Origin of the sequence: Methylobacterium mesophilicum SR1.6/6 (genome assembly GCF_000364445.2) — a bacterium.
Classification (GTDB): domain Bacteria; phylum Pseudomonadota; class Alphaproteobacteria; order Rhizobiales; family Beijerinckiaceae; genus Methylobacterium; species Methylobacterium mesophilicum_A.
The window spans coordinates 4,207,920-4,223,896 of record NZ_CP043538.1 but is presented as its reverse complement, the minus strand read 5'-3'; the positions used below and the strand labels follow the sequence as shown (position 1 = coordinate 4,223,896).

Annotated in this window: 15 protein-coding genes and 1 pseudogene; 10 read left to right on the top strand and 6 right to left on the bottom strand. The window is 69.0% G+C overall.

Translation table 11 applies throughout. The annotated features are described in order from the left end of the window. Positions 1-4: 4 nt before the first annotated feature. Positions 5-1,696, bottom strand: coding sequence for a methyl-accepting chemotaxis protein (locus MMSR116_RS20255; RefSeq protein WP_010687516.1), 1,692 nt, complete (start codon positions 1,694-1,696; stop codon positions 5-7). A 416-nt stretch (positions 1,697-2,112) separates the two neighbouring features. Here MMSR116_RS20255 and MMSR116_RS20250 point away from each other — a divergent pair, with 416 nt between their 5' ends. Further along, positions 2,113-2,508 carry a VOC family protein gene (locus tag MMSR116_RS20250; RefSeq protein WP_010687515.1) on the top strand — a complete coding sequence of 132 codons (396 nt, stop codon included), beginning with the start codon at positions 2,113-2,115 and terminating at the stop codon, positions 2,506-2,508. Positions 2,509-2,548: 40 nt separating this feature from the next. Next, positions 2,549-3,135, top strand: a pseudogene (locus MMSR116_RS20245) (histidine phosphatase family protein). Here the strand turns inward: MMSR116_RS20245 and MMSR116_RS20240 are convergent. The 5 genes from MMSR116_RS20240 to MMSR116_RS20220 form a co-directional block, all read right to left on the bottom strand. Continuing rightward, positions 3,136-3,852, bottom strand: a complete 717-nt coding sequence (locus MMSR116_RS20240) for a hypothetical protein (protein ID WP_010687513.1) — start codon at positions 3,850-3,852, stop codon at positions 3,136-3,138. It abuts the pseudogene before it with no gap. A gap of 58 nt (positions 3,853-3,910) precedes the next feature. Further along, entirely contained in the window at positions 3,911-4,903 is a 993-nt protein-coding gene (locus MMSR116_RS20235; RefSeq protein ID WP_010687512.1) for a nickel/cobalt transporter, read from the bottom strand. Then, positions 4,894-5,565, bottom strand: a complete 672-nt coding sequence (locus tag MMSR116_RS20230) for a DUF1007 family protein (RefSeq protein WP_010687511.1) — start codon at positions 5,563-5,565, stop codon at positions 4,894-4,896. The genes MMSR116_RS20235 and MMSR116_RS20230 overlap by 10 nt, the downstream gene beginning before the upstream one ends. 95 nt (positions 5,566-5,660) lie before the next feature. Continuing rightward, on the bottom strand, positions 5,661-6,569 hold the full coding sequence (locus tag MMSR116_RS20225; protein ID WP_010687510.1) for an amino acid ABC transporter substrate-binding protein: 909 nt from the start codon (positions 6,567-6,569) through the stop codon (positions 5,661-5,663). 28 nt (positions 6,570-6,597) lie between these two features. Then, complete coding sequence (locus MMSR116_RS20220; RefSeq protein WP_010687509.1) at positions 6,598-7,875, bottom strand: dicarboxylate/amino acid:cation symporter; 1,278 nt, start codon at positions 7,873-7,875, stop codon at positions 6,598-6,600. A gap of 243 nt (positions 7,876-8,118) precedes the next feature. On the opposite strand from MMSR116_RS20220, the gene MMSR116_RS20215 reads away from it, so the two are divergent. From MMSR116_RS20215 to MMSR116_RS20180, 8 genes are all read left to right on the top strand, one after another. After that, the gene (locus MMSR116_RS20215; RefSeq protein ID WP_010687508.1) at positions 8,119-9,036 is read left to right on the top strand and encodes a branched-chain amino acid ABC transporter permease; all 918 of its coding nucleotides are present in this window, start codon (positions 8,119-8,121) and stop codon (positions 9,034-9,036) included. After that, positions 9,036-10,430, top strand: a complete 1,395-nt coding sequence (gene livM, locus MMSR116_RS20210; protein ID WP_010687507.1) for a high-affinity branched-chain amino acid ABC transporter permease LivM — start codon at positions 9,036-9,038, stop codon at positions 10,428-10,430. Before MMSR116_RS20215 ends, livM begins: the two co-directional genes overlap by 1 nt. Continuing rightward, positions 10,430-11,338 carry an ABC transporter ATP-binding protein gene (locus MMSR116_RS20205; RefSeq protein ID WP_010687506.1) on the top strand — a complete coding sequence of 303 codons (909 nt, stop codon included), beginning with the start codon at positions 10,430-10,432 and terminating at the stop codon, positions 11,336-11,338. Before livM ends, MMSR116_RS20205 begins: the two co-directional genes overlap by 1 nt. Continuing rightward, on the top strand, positions 11,335-12,132 hold the full coding sequence (locus MMSR116_RS20200; protein WP_010687505.1) for an ABC transporter ATP-binding protein: 798 nt from the start codon (positions 11,335-11,337) through the stop codon (positions 12,130-12,132). Before MMSR116_RS20205 ends, MMSR116_RS20200 begins: the two co-directional genes overlap by 4 nt. 5 nt (positions 12,133-12,137) lie before the next feature. After that, a complete protein-coding gene (locus MMSR116_RS20195; RefSeq protein WP_039894953.1) occupies positions 12,138-12,506 on the top strand; it encodes a DUF6867 family protein in 369 nt (122 codons plus the stop codon). 49 nt (positions 12,507-12,555) lie between these two features. Next, entirely contained in the window at positions 12,556-13,677 is a 1,122-nt protein-coding gene (locus MMSR116_RS20190) for a branched-chain amino acid ABC transporter substrate-binding protein (RefSeq protein WP_010687503.1), read from the top strand. Positions 13,678-14,072: 395 nt separating this feature from the next. Further along, on the top strand, positions 14,073-14,996 hold the full coding sequence (locus tag MMSR116_RS20185; protein ID WP_010687502.1) for an amino acid ABC transporter substrate-binding protein: 924 nt from the start codon (positions 14,073-14,075) through the stop codon (positions 14,994-14,996). A 249-nt stretch (positions 14,997-15,245) separates the two neighbouring features. Next, the gene (locus MMSR116_RS20180) at positions 15,246-15,968 is read left to right on the top strand and encodes an amino acid ABC transporter permease (protein ID WP_010687501.1); all 723 of its coding nucleotides are present in this window, start codon (positions 15,246-15,248) and stop codon (positions 15,966-15,968) included. The last annotated feature ends 9 nt before the right edge of the window (positions 15,969-15,977 follow it).

The window sequence follows — 15,977 nt, the reverse complement described above, 5'->3', positions numbered from 1 at the left end:
GGGCTCAGGCCGCCCGGACCTTGCCGAGGAAGCGGGAGACCTCGGCGCCGAGATGCTCGGACTGGCGCGACAGCGCGCCCGCCGCTCCGAGCACCTGGGCTGCCGCCGCGCCGGTCTCCTCGGAAGCCTTGGCCACGCCGCCGATGTTGCTCGTCACCTGCTCCGTGCCAGTGGCCGCCTGCGAGACGTTGCGGACGATCTCCTGCGTCGCCGCGCCCTGCTCCTCCACCGCGGCGGCGATCGTCGTCGCGACCCCGTTGATCTCGCGGATCCGGGCGGCGATCACGTCGATGGCGGAGACCGCCTGACCGGTCACGCCCTGGATCTGCCCGATCTGCTGGCTGATCTCCTCGGTGGCCCTGGCGGTCTGCTGCGCGAGTTCCTTCACCTCGGCGGCGACCACGGCGAAGCCCCGTCCCGCCTCTCCGGCGCGGGCCGCCTCGATCGTGGCGTTCAGCGCCAGCAGGTTGGTCTGCCCGGCGATGTTCGAGATCAGCCCGACCATGTCGCCGATCCGCGTCGCCGCCTGGCTAAGGGCCTGCACGAGGTGCTGGGTCTCGTCCGCCTCGCCGACCGCCGTCTGCGCCAGGTCGGCCGAGCCCAGGACCTGCCGGCCGATCTCCTGCACCGAGGTGCCCAGCTCCTCGGCCGCCGCCGCCACGGTCTGGACGTTCGCTGAGGCCTCCTCGGCCGCCGCCGCCACGGTGGTCGACTGGCTCGCCGTCTGGGATGCCGAGGCGGTCATGGTCTGGGCGGTCGCCTGCAGTTCGGTCGCCGAGGACGAGACCATCCCGACGATACCGCCGACCGCCCGCTCGAACCCGTCGGCCAGCTCCAGCATGGTGCGCTTGCGCTCCGCTGCCGCGGCTTCGTCCGCCTGCCGCTTGACCTCGGCCTCCTCGGCGGCCTTGCGGGCGACCATGGCCTTGATGCCCTCGACCGCCTTGCCGACCGCCCCGATCTCGTCCCGGCGCGCCGCCTCCTTGATCCCGGCGTCGATCTCGCCCTGTGCCCTGCGCTGAAGGACCGAAACGAGGCGATCCAGCGGACGCGTGATGCCGACCGTCGCGATGAAGACCGCCGCGAGCAGGCCGGCCAGCATGCCGATCGCGCTGATGGCGATCAGGGTGCGGCGGGTGGCGTTGGTCTGGTCGGTGGGGGTGTCCGAATTCTTCTCCATATAGGCCTTGATCTCGTCGGCGAGCCTGTTGCCGTCGGCCAGCAGGCCGGAGAATACCGGGTCGATCGCCGAGTGGACCAGCGCGATCGCGTCCGCGTTCTGGTTGGCGGTGCCAAGCCGGCGCACCTCGATCACGTCGCGGAGGTAGCGCTCGATGCGTGCGGCCTGCGTGTCGATCGTCTCCGAGAAGGTCGGTGCGTGCGCGCGAAGGGCCGGGATCAGCGCCTGCAGCTTGGGCACCGTCATCTCGAAGGTGTCGTTGGCCGCGCTGATCTGATCCGGCGCGGTCTCCGCGATGATCCGGTAGACGCCGTAGTTGAGCTCGACGATCAGGCGATTGAGCCGCCGTACCTCGGCCACGGCTGCCGCCTCGTTGACGATGAAGCGGCTGTACCCGTCATCGATCGTCGTCATCCGTGACTGCGCGTACCAGATACAGCCCCCGACGATGGCGCTGATCAAGGCGATGACGGCCACCAGCTTGGGCAGAATTTTGATGTTGGACAGGCGTAGCACGGACTTCAGGCCCCGAAATTGGATCGACGACTGGCGGCGGGAGGCACTCTGGCCTGACCATCGTCATCGTGCATAAAAAAGATCTTAAGCGATTGATCATGTCAAGACATGACGATTCATAAAGCAGGACTAAATCATGAAACCTGCTTATATTTGATCAGATATTAATATTCAACTTGCTTAATTGATCTGAGTATATTTTCTGGAACGACTAAAATCGGCTATCTATTATTCAGTCTCGCATGTGAGTGATCGATGCTCTCCAGATATATTGCGCGGGCTTCGTGTTCGCAGTTGCGGCAGCGGGGTCTGCTTGGTGTTGCGATGCCCGCGCCCGTCCGGTCTTCCCTGCGGGCGGGCCGGCGCCACATAGGAGGCCCGGCACGCCGCCGAAGTGCTCACGGAACCGCAAGCGCATGTCCAAGCCCGTCCACGCCATGATCCGCGTCCTCGAGGAGGATCGCGCGCGCGACTACTACGCCCGTGCCTTCGGGCTTGAGGTCTCCGGCCGGTTCGACTTCCCGGACTTCACCCTCGTCTACATGCGCGATCCCGCTTCGCCGTTCGAGCTGGAGCTCACGGTGAACAAGGGTCGCGACAAGCCCTACGATCTCGGCGACGGCTACGGGCACATCGCCTTCGTGGTCGACGACGTGGAGACCGAGCACGCGCGCCACCGGCAGCAGGGCTTCACCGCCACGGACGTGAAGACGCTCAAGCACGGCGACGAGGTGCTGGCCCGGTTCTTCTTCGCCACGGATCCGGATGGCTACAAGATCGAGGTCATCCAGCGCGGCGGTCGCTTCGCCTGACCGTCCCGATCTCCCTTCCCGAAACACGCATCCGAGTTCCATGCAGGACAAGACCCGCATCGTCTGCATCCGCCACGGGCAATCCCCTTCAACGCCGCCCACAAACACGGGGGTGGCGATCCCGGCCTCCCGGACGCGCGGCTGACCGAGCTGGGTCAGGCGCAGGCCGCGGCCACGCGGGACCGGCTGCGGTCGATCCCGTTCGACCTGGTGGTGGTGTCGCCCCTGACACGGGCCATCGAGACCGCCGCGATCCTGTTCGGCGAGCATCCGCGCCGGCCGCGGGTGCTGGTGGAGGTGCTTCACCGGGAATGCCAGGAGAGCAGCTGCGACGTTGGCCGGGCGGCCTCGGAGATCGCCGCGGAATTCCCGCATCTCGATGTCGGGCACCTGCCCGAGGTCTGGTGGCACGCGGAGCCCGGCTGCGAGGTCGGCGGCTACCCGGTGGAGCCGCGCCCCCTGTTCGACGCCCGGGTCGCGGCGTTCCGGGACTGGCTGCGGACTCGGCCCGAGACGACCATCGCGGTGGTCGGGCACGGGACGTTCTTCTACCATCTCACCGGCACGTTCCTGGAGAATTGCGGCTTCATCGACTTCGATCTCGACGCCGCGCCCGCCGCCGCCTGATCAGGCCCGCGCCCGCGCCCGCGCCGCGTCGAGGCGTTGCCGGGCGCCGGCCAGTTCGATCTCCGGGGCCTGCCGGCCGATGGCGAGGGCGGCCTCGAGAATTGCACAGGCCTGCGCCCACGTGCCGGGCACGAAGGGCGCGGCCCCCTCGGCCACCTCCGCGGCGCAGCGCGCGTCATCCCCGGCCCGCCGCGCGGCGGTCGCCGTCCGGGAGGCTGCGGCGGTGATCGCTCCCTCGCGCCAGCGCCGCGCCTGGGCGGCCGCCTGCGAGCGCGCTCCGCCCGACCAAGCTGCCGCCTGCGCCGCCGCCATCGCGGTGGGCAGATCCGGCGCCCCGGCGCAGGCCTCGGCCTCCTCGTCCATGCCGGCGAGGGTGCAGAGGGGCGCCAGAATCCGGCGGACGCTCTCGAGTGCCAGGCGCCGGGTGCGCGCGGCCTCGACCTCCGGCGTGTCGGCGCTGCCCGAGAGCCGCAGCACGAAGGCCATGAGCTGCGGCCGCGCCACGTCCGGCATGGCGTCGTTGAGCCCGAGGGCGTAGGCGGCGATCGGGCGCGAGAAGCAGGGCGGGCAATCGGCGCTGGAGCGGATCGTGCGGTAGGGCAGGCCTGCGGCGACGATCGCCGCCTCGTTGATGCAGGTGCCGCCGTCGGGGCCGGGAAACGGGTGGGATCCCGCGAGGAGGCGCCAGTTCAGGATGGTCTGGAAGTCGGCGTGCATCGGCGCTCTCCCGTATCGGAGTGCAGCGTGGCACGCCGCGGCCCCGATGGCGAGCCCTTCAGCCGGCGAGGCCCGGGGCGAGGCCGGAGAGCATCGCGACCCCGAGCACCAGCACGAAGGCGGCGGCCACCAGCTCCAAACCGCCGAGGGCCAGGGTTCCGGCCTGTCCGCGCCCGCCCGCGAGCCGCAGCGCCGCGCGCTTGGCGAAGACCGCGAGGGAGGCGAGCGCCGAGGTGGTGAGCGCCGTTCCGAGCGCCATGGCGAGCACTGCCAGAACTCCTGCCCAGGGCACGCCCTGCGACACCGCGAAGATCAGGACCAGCACGGCCCCGGCACAGGGCCGGGAGCCCGCCGCCAGGACCACGCCCGCGCGTGCCCGCCACGAATCCAGGGTCTCGAGCGCCTGCGGCCCGGGCAGGTGGCTGCAGCCGGGGCCGCAGGCGGCGCCGAGCTGGGCGAGGCGCCCGGCCTTGCGCCAGGTCAGCACCAGCCCGACCAGGGCCACGAGGGCGAAGCTCACGGTCTCGATCAGCATCCCGGCCCGGGTCAGGCTCGCCGCGGTGGCGTTGAGGATCAGGCTGCCGATGCCGACGATCGCGCCGGCCACGCAGGCCTGGAGCAGGGCGGCGCAGGCGCTGAGGGCGCAGCCGCGCCGGAGCGCCCGCTCGCCCGCAACGATGTAGCCGGCGATCACCGCCTTGCCGTGTCCGGGACCGGCGGCGTGGAAGACGCCGTACGCGAAGGCCATCCCGATCAGCGGGGTCCAGCTGCCGCCGCCCCGGAGCGCGCTCACCGCGGCATTGAGGCTGCGGGAAAAGCTCGCCTGCAGCGCCAGGATGATCCCGCCCAGCCCGGTGGCCGCCGGGGCGGCCTCGCGGAAGCCGATGCCGAAAGGCGAGCGCGGCGGCGGCGCGGTGAGGCCGGGCGCGACGAGCCACGCGATCGCAACCGCCAGCAGGGCGGCGAGGCCCACGGCGAGCGCCATGAGGCCGAGCCTCAGGCCGAGGCGCCCCGTCCCGGCGGGCGCGGCGATCCCGATGCCTACGGACACGCGACGAGCACCCGGCTGGCGAACTGGACGCCGTAGGTGGAGGCCGTGGTGAGCGCCTCGAAGAACGCCTCGGTCATCCCGGGCGTGCCGGCCTCGGCGGTCTTGGGCTGCTCGGTCTTCGGGCGGGTGACGGTGGCGGCGCAGCCCTGCGGGGCGCCCGCCAGCGTCGCCGCCTCGGCCCCTTCGGCGAACGAGAAGGCGACGAAGTAGGTCGGGTCGTAGACTTCCAGGGCGGCGACGCCCCGGCCCTGCTGGACGGGCGTCTTCAGCGGCAGCAGGAAGGTCATGACCAGCGCCCGATCCTCCATATGCGCCGCCGGCTCCTTGGGATCCGCGAAGGCCTGCTCCTTGCCGCCGACCTTCAGCTTCGTGAAGTAGCCGAATTCGGCGAGGTTGGCGGTGTTCTCCTTGGCGAGCCCGGCGAGTTCCTCCGGGCTGAGGGTGCCGTCCTTGTTGGCGTCGAGGCCCTGTGTGATGAAGGCCGTGTATTCGGGGTCGAAGCTCCAGGTGTCGCGGACGCCGACGAGCCGGCCGTCCTCGTAGACGAGCTGCGCCTTCGCGGTCACCCAGACGTGCGGGTGGGCGGAGGCCGCCGAGGCCGCGCAGACGAGGCCGGCGGCGAGAAGGGCGAGCCCTTTGAGGCGGTGCGCGGCAATCAGCATGGGCGGAGGCACGCTCGCTGAGACAGGCGGTCGGGGACGCCTCTCCTCGCGTGCCGGTTGGGCGAAAGCGAGGCGCCCGCCCCGACCAGTTCCGCTCACTCCCCCGCGTCGAGCCCCATGGACTGGAAGCTCACCCGCAGGTCGTTCGACATCGGGATGTCGAGACGTTCGCCGTTCGGCAAGCGCTTGAGGAACCAGCGCTCGTAGGTCCAGCGCAGCGCCCGCGACTCGGCGAGCCGCGTGAAGGTCTGGCTCACGATCCCGGCGAGTTCCGGATCGTCCTTGCGGAACATGATGCCGTAGGGCTCGTAGGAGAGCTTGTCGGGCAGCACCGTGTAGTTCGCCCCGTCCTGCGCGTCGGTGGCGATCAGCCCGTAGAGGAGCACGTCGTCGGTGGCGAAGGCGTCGGCCTTGCCGGCCTTGACCAGGGCGTAGGAGGCGGCATGGTCGGGCGCCGTCACGATCTTCGCGTCGATCTTGAGCCGGCCGAGCAGGTCGCGCACCGCCTTCTCGTTGGTGGTGCCGGCGGTGACCACGACCGTCTTGCCGCCGAGGTCGCGGTAGGACCCGATGCCCCCGCCCCGCTTCACCAGCAGTTGCGTCGCGCTGATGTAGTCCACCGGCGAGAACGCCACCTGCTTGCGGCGTTCGGCATTGGCGGTGGTCGAGCCGCATTCGAGGTCGATCTTGCCGGACGTCACCGCCGGGATGCGGGTCTCGGCGGTGACCGGCTCGTAGCGCACTTTCACGGTCCGGCCGATCGCCGCCTGGATGTCGTCGGCGATCTCCCCGCACAGGTCGATGGCGTAGCCGACCGCCCGGGGGCTGCCGTCCGGACGCTTGCCCTCCACGAACGAGAACGGCACCGAGCTCTCCCGGTACCCGAGCACGATCTCGCCGCGCTCGGCGACGCCCTTGAGCGTGCCGGTGAGCACCTCGACGGCGCAAGCCGGGGTCGCCCCCCAGAGGGCCAGCACCAGAACCGCGACGGACCGCATCGCCATCACCCGCTCTCCGAGACGCGTCCCGCCGCTACTCCGCCGGCGAGGGCACGGTGCCGACATGGTCGAGGCGCTGGTCGGTGGTCGTCAGCTGCCCCTCCCACTTGGCGACCGCCACGGTGGCGACGCTGTTGCCCAGCACGTTCGTCGCCGAGCGGCCCATGTCGAGGAACTGGTCGATGCCGATGATCAGCAGCAGGCCCGCCTCCGGGATGTTGAAATGCGTCAGCGTCGCCGAGATCACCACCAGGGAGGCACGCGGCACGCCCGCCATGCCCTTCGAGGTCACCATCAGCAGCAGCAGCATCGTGAGCTGCTGCCCCCAGCTCAGCGGGATGTTGTAGGCCTGCGCGATGAACATTACCGCGAAGGTGCAGTACATCATCGAGCCGTCGAGGTTGAACGAGTAGCCCATCGGCAGCACGAACGAGGTGATGCGGTTCGGCACCCCGAACTTCTCCAGGTTCGTCAGCATCTTCGGGTAGGCGGCCTCGCTCGACGCGGTCGAGAAGGCCAGCACGAAGGGCTCCTTGATCAGATTGAACAGCCGGACGATGCCGCCGCCGAGCAACAGGAAGCCGACGCCCATCAGCAGCGCCCAGAGCACGGCGAGGCCGATGTAGAACTCGACCAGGAACTTGCCGTAGGTGACGAGCACGCCGATGCCCTGCGTGGTGATCGTCGCCGCGATGGCGGCGAACACCGCCACGGGGGCGAACATCATCACGTAGCCGGTCACCTTCAGCATCACGTCGGCGAGGCCCTCGATGCCCTGGGCGAGCAGGCGGCCCTTCTCGCCGAGCGCCGCGAGGCCGACGCCGAAGAAGATCGAGAAGACCACGATCTGCAGGATCTCGTTGTTGGCCATCGCCTCGACGGCGCTCTTCGGCACGAGGTGGGTGACGAACTCCTTGAGCGAGAGCGAGGCCGCCTTGAGGCCCGTGCCGGCGCCCGCATCGGGCAGCGGCAGGTTCAGGTTCACGCCCGGCTGCATGATGTTGACCAGGATCAGGCCCAGCATCAGCGAGCAGAACGAGGCGCCGACGAACCACAGCAGCGCCTTGCCGCCGACGCGGCCGACCGAGGCGGTATCGCCGAGATGCGCGATGCCGACGACGAGGGTCGAGAACACCAGCGGGGCGATGATCATCTTGATCAGCCGCAGGAACACGTCGGACACCAGCGCGATGTAGCCCGCGATCTCCTTGGCGGTCTGCGGATCGGGCCACGTGATGCTGCAGGCGTAGCCCACCGCGATCCCGAGAAGCATGCCGACGAAGATCATCGTCGTGAGCCGCGAACCAGACATCGGTACTGCTCCCTGCCGGTGCCCGGGATGAGCGAGCATTAAAGTTCGTTAACGTGAAGCACGAACTACGCCAGACGCAACCCCGTCGGAGGGTGTTACTGGCGCCGTCGACTGTTTTCGCGCGACGCTTCGGCCGCGATGAAACCGGTGGCCGGGTGGCTACGCTTGCGGTACGAGACTTGCGGCGACGATCCGCCTGCGCCGGACGCGGGCGGCAGAAGAAACGAGCGCGCGCAGGAGTCCATGGACGTTTTCGTACAGCAGTTGATCAACGGGCTGACGCTCGGGTCGATCTACGGCCTGATCGCCATCGGATACACGATGGTGTTCGGCATCATCGGCATGGTGAACTTCGCGCACGGCGACGTCTTCATGGTGTCCTGCTTCATCGCGCTGATCACCTTCCTGCTGCTCACCGTCTGGCTCGGAATCAGCTCCATCGCCCTCGCCTTCCTGGTGGTGCTGGTGGTCGCCATGGCGCTCACCGCCCTGTGGGGCTGGGCGATCGAGCGGGTGGCCTACCGGCCCCTGCGCGGCTCGTTCCGGCTGGCGCCGCTGATCTCGGCGATCGGCGTCTCGATCTTCCTGTCGAACTTCGTGCAGGTGGTGCAGGGCGCGCGCAACAAGCCGACCCCGCCGATGCTGTCGGGCGGCATCACCCTGTTCGAGCGGGACGGCTACGCGGTGTTCCTGGCCTGGAAGCAGGTGCTGATCATGGGGGTCACCGCCGTGCTGCTCACCGGGTTCTGGTACCTCGTGCAGCGCACGCCCTTCGGCCGCGCCCAGCGCGCCTGCGAGCAGGACCGCAAGATGGCGGCGCTCCTCGGGATCGACGTCGACCGCACGATCTCCCTGACCTTCGTGCTCGGCGCCGCGCTGGCGGCCGTCGCGGGTGTCCTCTACCTCATGTATTACGGCGTCGTGTCCTTCTCGGACGGGTTCGTGCCCGGCGTGAAGGCCTTCACCGCGGCGGTCCTCGGGGGCATCGGCTCCCTGCCGGGCGCGGTGCTCGGCGGCCTGATCATCGGGTTGATCGAGACCTTCTGGTCCGCCTACTTCTCCATCGAGTACAAGGATGTCGCCGCCTTCTCGATCCTGGCGATCGTGCTGATCTTCATGCCGTCCGGCATCCTGGGTCGGCCCGAGGTCGAGAAAGTCTGATGGCCGGCTCCCAGACCGCGCTCCCCGGCTCGGCGATGGCCGGCATCCTGCGCGACGCCGCCCTCTACGCCCTGGTCACCTTCGGCCTGTGCGTGCCGATCATCGCCTACCGCACGGATCCCGGACCGGGCAGCGAGCTGGTGCTCGTGCCCCGCTGGGGGCTGGTGGCGGCGCTCTGCGCGGCGATCTTCGTGGCCCGCATCGTCCAGCGGCTCGTGCTCCTGCGCCGGGACGCGCGGCGGGCGCTGACCCCCTCCCCGGCCCAAGCGACCGAGGCGGTCCACGGCGAGCCCGACGCGGGCCAGAAGACCTCGAAGGTCGGCCTCATCCTGTTCATCGCCGTCGCCCTGACCCTGCCGATCCTCGCGGCCCTGGCCACCGGCGGCCTGTCCTCGGCGCGCTACTGGATCGACCTCGGCATCCTGATCCTCACCTACGTGATGCTGGGCTGGGGTCTGAACATCGTGGTGGGTCTCGCCGGCCTGCTCGACCTCGGCTACGTCGCCTTCTACGCGGTCGGGGCCTATTCCTATGCGCTGCTCTCGACCACCTTCGGCCTGTCCTTCTGGATCTGCCTGCCGCTCGCCGGCCTGTTCGCCGGCCTGTGGGGCATGATCCTCGGCTTCCCCGTCCTGCGCCTGCGCGGTGACTACCTCGCCATCGTGACCCTGGCCTTCGGCGAGATCATCCGCCTCGTCCTGATCAACTGGACCGACGTGACCGGGGGCGGGGCCGGCATCTCCTCCATCCCGCGGGCGACCTTCTTCGGGATCCCCTTCACGGCGGGCGAGGACGGGTTCGCGGCGACCTTCGGCATCCCGTTTGACTCGATGCATCGGCTCGTCTTCCTGTACTACCTGATCCTCGCCCTCGCGCTGATCACCAACTTCGTGACCCTGCGCCTGCGCCGCCTGCCGATCGGGCGGGCCTGGGAGGCCCTGCGCGAGGACGAGATCGCCTGCCGCTCGCTGGGTATCGACACGACGGCGACCAAGCTCACCGCGTTCGCGCTCGGCGCGGCCTTCGGGGGCGTGGCCGGCTCCTTCTTTGCCGTGCGCCAGGGCTTCATCAGCCCGGAGAGCTTCAACTTCCTAGAGAGCGCCATCATCCTGGCGATCGTCGTGCTGGGCGGCATGGGCAGCCAGGTCGGCGTCGCGATCGCCGCCGTGGCGATGGTCGGCGGCCCGGAGATGCTGCGCAACCTCGGCTTCCTGAAGGCCGTGTTCGGCGAAGGATTCGATCCCAGCGAGTACCGCCTGCTCCTGTTCGGGCTCGCCATGGTGGCCATGATGGTCTGGCGACCGCGCGGGCTGATCTCGGTGCGGCTGCCCTCGGTGTCGCTCGGCGAGCGCCGCGCCGTGTCGGGCGCGCACGTGAGCGAGGGGCACGGCTGATGGCGGCGCATCCGGACGTCCCGGCGGCGAGCGCCACCCCGCCGGTGCTCGCCGTGGAGCATCTGACCATGCGGTTCGGCGGCCTCACCGCCGTCTCCGACCTGTCCTTCGAGGCGCGCCGCGGCGACATCACCGCCCTGATCGGGCCGAACGGGGCCGGCAAGACCACCGTGTTCAACTGCATCACGGGCTTCTACAAACCCACCGAGGGGATGCTGACGCTGGCCCACGCCGACGGCACAGCGCACCTGCTGGAGCGGCTGCCCAACCACAAGGTCAACCGCACCGCCCGGGTGGCCCGCACCTTCCAGAACATCCGCCTGTTCCAGGGCATGACCGTGCTGGAGAACCTGCTGGTCGCCCAGCACGCGCCGCTGATGCGCGCCTCGGGCTACACGATCCTGGGATTGCTCGGCCTCAAGACCTACCGGGACGCGCAAGGCGCCGCGATCGAGCGCGCCAAGGCGTGGCTCGACCGGATCGACCTGATGAAGCGCGCGGACGACCCGGCCGGCGCCCTGCCCTACGGCGCGCAGAGGCGGCTGGAGATCGCCCGGGCGATGTGCACCGATCCGGTCCTTCTGTGCCTCGACGAGCCGGCGGCGGGCCTCAATCCGCGCGAGTCCGCCGAACTCAACGGGCTTCTGCGCCACATCCGCGACGCGCACGACACCTCCGTGCTCCTGATCGAGCACGACATGTCGGTGGTGATGGAGATCTCCGACCACGTGGTCGTGCTCGACTACGGCGTGAAGATCGCCGACGGCTCCCCCGCCGAGGTGCGGGCCGACCCGAAGGTGATCGCCGCCTATCTCGGCGTCGAGGACGAGGAGGTGGAGGCCGTGGAGGCCGAGGTCGGGATCACCGTGCCGCACGCGGACGACGCCCACACGGGGGCGTCCGCATGAGCGTCGCCGGCATCAACGTCCTGGTCGAGGAGACCCGGGCGATCCAGGCGGGCAGGAAGCCCCCACTCCTCGCAGTGCGTGACGTCTCGACCTATTACGGCAGCGTCGCGGCCCTGCGGGGGGTCGATCTCGATGTGGCCGAGGGCGAGATCGTCACGCTGATCGGCGCCAACGGCGCCGGCAAATCGACCCTGATGATGACGATCTTCGGAAGCCCGCAGGCGCGCTCCGGTACCATCACCTATGACGGGCGCGACATCACCCGGCTGCCGACCCACGCCATCGCCCGGCTGGGCATCGCCCAGTCGCCGGAGGGCCGCCGGGTCTTCCCGCGCATGAGCGTCTACGAGAACCTCCAGATGGGCGCCGCGCTCCATGACGGGCGCTTCTTCGCCGAGGACCTGGAGAAGGTCTGCGCCCTGTTCCCGCGGGTGAAGGAGCGCCTCAACCAGCGCGCCGGCACCATGTCGGGGGGCGAGCAGCAGATGCTGGCCATCGCCCGCGCCCTGATGAGCCGCCCGCGCCTGCTGCTGCTCGACGAGCCCTCCCTCGGCCTCGCGCCGCTGGTGGTCAAGGGCATCTTCGACGCCATCCGGGAGCTGAACCGCACCGACGGCATGACGATCTTCCTCGTCGAGCAGAACGCCTACCACGCCCTGAAACTCGCCCATCGCGGCTATGTGCTGGTCAACGGCCGGGTCACGATGAGCGGGACCGGCCGCGCGCTGCTCGACGATCCGAACGTCAAGGCCGCCTATCTGGAAGGGGGCCATGCCGGCCCGGTCGGGGCATGAGCGTGTTGCAGGGGATTCTGTACGAGGAGGAATCGGCCTGGCTGTTCCTGCTCGTCACCGTGGTGATGGGCGGCTGGGCCGGATGGATGGCGGCCCGCGGCATCGCCCGGGGCTGGCGGCCGTTCTGGCAATGCGCGCTGGCGCTGCTCCTCGTGGCCGCTGCGGTGCGCTTCATCCACTACGCGCTGTTCTCGGGCACGCTGCTGTCGCTGCATTACTACGCGGTCGACGCGATCGTGGTCATGGTCATCGGCGCAGCGGGTTTCCGCTACACGCGGACGCGCCAGATGACGAGCCAGTACCGCTGGCTCTACGAGAAGACCTCACCGCTTACGTGGCGCGCGCGGGCGCCAGTTCCGGGCGAGGTCCGATGAGTGCGGCCGGATCCGCACGTGCGGTCCTGACATCATGGGGAAGTACGCGATGAGATCGATTCTGCTGGCCGGGCTCGCCCTCGGCGCGATGGTGGCGGCCGCGCAGGCCGCCGACGTCAAGCTCGGCGTCGCCGCGCCGATCACCGGCAACAGCGCCGCCATCGGCGCGCAGCTCAAGAACGGCGCGAGCCAGGCGGTCGAGGACCTCAACAAGGCCGGCACCCTGAAGGGTACGACGCTGACGGTGACGGTGGGCGACGACGCCTCCGACCCGAAGCAGGGCGTGTCGGTGGCCAACAAGTTCGCCAGCGAAGGCGTCAAGATGGTTGTCGGCGACTACAATTCCGGCGTGTCGATCCCGGCCTCCGACGTCTACCTCGACGCCGGCATCATCCAGGTCACCCCCGCCTCCACGAACGTGAAGTTCACCGAGCGGGGTATGTGGAACACCTTCCGCACCTGCGGCCGCGACGACCAGCAGGGCGCGGTGGCCGGCAATTACCTGGCCGAGCACTTCAAGGGCAAGAAGGTCGCCTTCGTCCACGACAAGACCCCCTACGGCAAGGGCTTGGCCGACGAGACGCTGAAGGCCTTCAAGGCCAAGGGCGGCAAGGAGGTCATGTTCGAGGGCATCAACCCGGGCGAGAAGGACTATTCCGCCCTCGTCTCCAAGCTGAAGTCGGCCAACGTCGACGTGGTGTATTTCGGCGGCTACTACACGGAGGCCGGCCTGATCCTGCGTCAGATGCGCGACCAGGGCCTGAAGGCGCCGATGATGGGCGGCGACGGCATGGTCGACCGCGAGCTCGTGGCGATCGCCGGCCCCGCCGCGGAGGGCACGCTGACCACCTTCCCGCCGGACGCTCGCAAGAACCCCAACGCCAAGGCCGCGCTCGCCGCCTTCAAGGCCAAGAATATCGATCCCGAGGGCTACACCCTCTACTCCTACGCCGCCGTGCAGGTCCTCGCGAAGGCGATGGCCGAGACCGGCTCCAGCGACGGCAAGAAGCTCGCCGACTGGCTGCACCAGGGCAAGGCGGTGGACACGGTGGTCGGCCCGATCGCCTACGACAAGAAGGGCGACATCACCCGGCCCGACTACGTGATGTACGAGTGGAAGAAGGGCGCCGACGGCAAGATCGACTACAGCGGTAATGAGCTGACGAAGTAAGACGGATCCGCCGTTCTCACGGCGTCTCATGCTGACGCCGCCCCGCGTGACCGCGCCGGGCGGCGTTGTCGTATTCTATGCCGTGGATTCGTCAGCCCCAGGGGCGTATCCGTCCTCTCCACCGCGTGCGTACGCCTAAGAAGTGTGCAAGATGCCGGTGGCGCGAGCGAAAGGCCGGCTCAGCGCCATGGAGGAGGCCATGGGGGCTGCAGGGATCGCATCTGCGTGCGACTGCACGAGCTTGGCCGCGCCCTGTCCGTCCTCGGCCGCCGCCCGACGCGGCGCTCGCTCCCTCCTCCCGGCACCATCATTGCAACGGCGTCGCCCGAGCGGGCGGGCCCGCGTGCCCCGCCGCCAGCCGACACCGTTCGGCCCGATCCAGGAGTTCCGTACCGATGCAGTCTGATATCGCTCGCCGCGGCGTCGCCGCGGCGCTTGGCCTGACCCTCGCCCTCGCCCCCCTGAGCCTGCGGGCGCAGGAGCTGACCGGCACCCTCAAGAAGGTGAAGGATTCCAACGCCATCGTCATCGGGTACCGCGACGCCTCCGTGCCGTTCTCGTATCTCGGCGCCGACCAGAAGCCGGTCGGCTACGCGATGGACATCTGCTACAAGATCGCCGACGCCGTGAAGGCCAAGCTCAACCTCCCGAACCTCGAGGTGAAGCTCAACCCGGTCACCTCCGCCACCCGCATCCCGCTGATGGCGAACGGCACGATCGACCTCGAGTGCGGCTCGACCACCAACAACGCCGAGCGCGAGAAGCAGGTGTGGTTCACCAACTCGCACTTCCTGACCGCGACCCGCTACGTCTCGAAGAAGTCGGCCAACCTGCACACGATCGAGGACCTGAAGGGCAAGACCGTCGTGTCGACCTCGGGCACCACGAACATCAAGCAGATCAACGAGGCCAACACGGAGCGCAAGCTCGGCCTGACGATCCTGCCGGCCAAGGACCACGCCGAGGCGTTCCTGATGGTCGAGACCGGCCGCGCCGCCGCCTTCGTGATGGACGACGTGCTGCTCGCCTCGCTCGCCGCCTCTTCGAAGGACCCGTCCGCCTACGAGATCTCCACCGAGGCCCTGTCGAAGCCCGAGCCCTACGGCATCATGCTCCGCAAGGACGACACGGAGTTCAAGAAGGTCGCGGACGACGCCACCGCCAAGCTCTACACGAGCCCGGAGGGCAAGGCGCTCTACGACAAGTGGTTCACGCAGGCCATCCCGCCGCGCAACATCAACCTCAACCTGCCGATGAGCGCGGAGATGAAGAAGCAGTTCACGACGCCGATCTCCAGCCCCGACCCGGCGGCCTACTGAGATCGGTTCGACACGACGCGGCGCATCGCGGGCAGAAGTCCGCGGTGCGTCACGCCAGATACGAAGTCGACGGCTCTCCCAGACCCACCCTCATCCTGAGGTGCCGAAGCGCAGCGGAGGCCTCGAAGGAGCCCTCCCGGGACCGCGGCGCCATCTGGAACCCCCCTTCGAGGCTGCTTCGCAGCACCTCAGGATGAGGGTGAGAGTGGGGATCGCCGGGCTCACACGTCTTATGTCAGAAGCGGCGCGATGAACTACAATTGGAACTGGCGGATCTTCTTCGACGCCTCGCCGGAGGGCAACGGCACCTATCTCGACATGCTGCTCTCGGGGCTCATGTGGACGATCGCCACCGCGCTCTGCTCGTGGATCATCGCGTTCTTCCTCGGCTCCCTGATCGGTGTGCTGCGGACGCTGCCCTCGAAGACTGCGAACGCGATCGGCACGACCTACGTCGAGATCTTCCGCAACATCCCGCTGCTGGTGCAGATGTTCCTCTGGTACTTCGTGCTGCCGGAGGTGGTCCCGACCCGGATCGGCGACGCGATCAAGCAGCTGCCCGACGCGCCGTTCTACACGGCGGTGGTGTGCCTCGGCTTCTTCACCGCCTCCCGCGTGGCCGAGCAGGTCCGCGCCGGCATCCAGTCGCTGCCGCGGGGCCAGCGCATGGCCGGCACCGCCATGGGGTTCACCACCTACCAGACCTACCGCTACGTGCTGCTGCCGAACGCCTACCGGATCATCCTGCCGCCGATGACCTCGGAATTCCTCAACAATCTCAAGAACACGTCGGTGGCCCTGACCATCGGCCTCCTGGAGCTGACCGCCCGGGCGCGCTCGATGCAGGAATTCTCCTTCCAGGTGTTCGAGGCCTTCACGGCGGCGACCATCCTGTACGTGATCATCAACCTCGTGGTCGTCACGGCGGCGACCTTCCTGGAGAAGGCGGTGGCGATCCCCGGCCAGCGCTGAGGGACGCCT

What these genes read in the sequence shown, in the direction of transcription:
- MMSR116_RS20250 (WP_010687515.1), top strand. Translation starts at nt 2,113, where the DNA reads ATGTCCAAGCCCGTCCACGCCATGATCCGCGTCCTCGAGGAGGATCGC.
- MMSR116_RS20240 (WP_010687513.1), bottom strand. Translation starts at nt 3,852, where the DNA reads ATGCACGCCGACTTCCAGACCATCCTGAACTGGCGCCTCCTCGCGGGA.
- MMSR116_RS20230 (WP_010687511.1), bottom strand. Translation starts at nt 5,565, where the DNA reads ATGCTGATTGCCGCGCACCGCCTCAAAGGGCTCGCCCTTCTCGCCGCC.
- MMSR116_RS20225 (WP_010687510.1), bottom strand. Translation starts at nt 6,569, where the DNA reads ATGGCGATGCGGTCCGTCGCGGTTCTGGTGCTGGCCCTCTGGGGGGCG.
- MMSR116_RS20220 (WP_010687509.1), bottom strand. Translation starts at nt 7,875, where the DNA reads ATGTCTGGTTCGCGGCTCACGACGATGATCTTCGTCGGCATGCTTCTC.
- MMSR116_RS20215 (WP_010687508.1), top strand. Translation starts at nt 8,119, where the DNA reads ATGGACGTTTTCGTACAGCAGTTGATCAACGGGCTGACGCTCGGGTCG.
- livM (WP_010687507.1), top strand. Translation starts at nt 9,036, where the DNA reads ATGGCCGGCTCCCAGACCGCGCTCCCCGGCTCGGCGATGGCCGGCATC.
- MMSR116_RS20205 (WP_010687506.1), top strand. Translation starts at nt 10,430, where the DNA reads ATGGCGGCGCATCCGGACGTCCCGGCGGCGAGCGCCACCCCGCCGGTG.
- MMSR116_RS20200 (WP_010687505.1), top strand. Translation starts at nt 11,335, where the DNA reads ATGAGCGTCGCCGGCATCAACGTCCTGGTCGAGGAGACCCGGGCGATC.
- MMSR116_RS20190 (WP_010687503.1), top strand. Translation starts at nt 12,556, where the DNA reads ATGAGATCGATTCTGCTGGCCGGGCTCGCCCTCGGCGCGATGGTGGCG.
- MMSR116_RS20185 (WP_010687502.1), top strand. Translation starts at nt 14,073, where the DNA reads ATGCAGTCTGATATCGCTCGCCGCGGCGTCGCCGCGGCGCTTGGCCTG.
- MMSR116_RS20180 (WP_010687501.1), top strand. Translation starts at nt 15,246, where the DNA reads ATGAACTACAATTGGAACTGGCGGATCTTCTTCGACGCCTCGCCGGAG.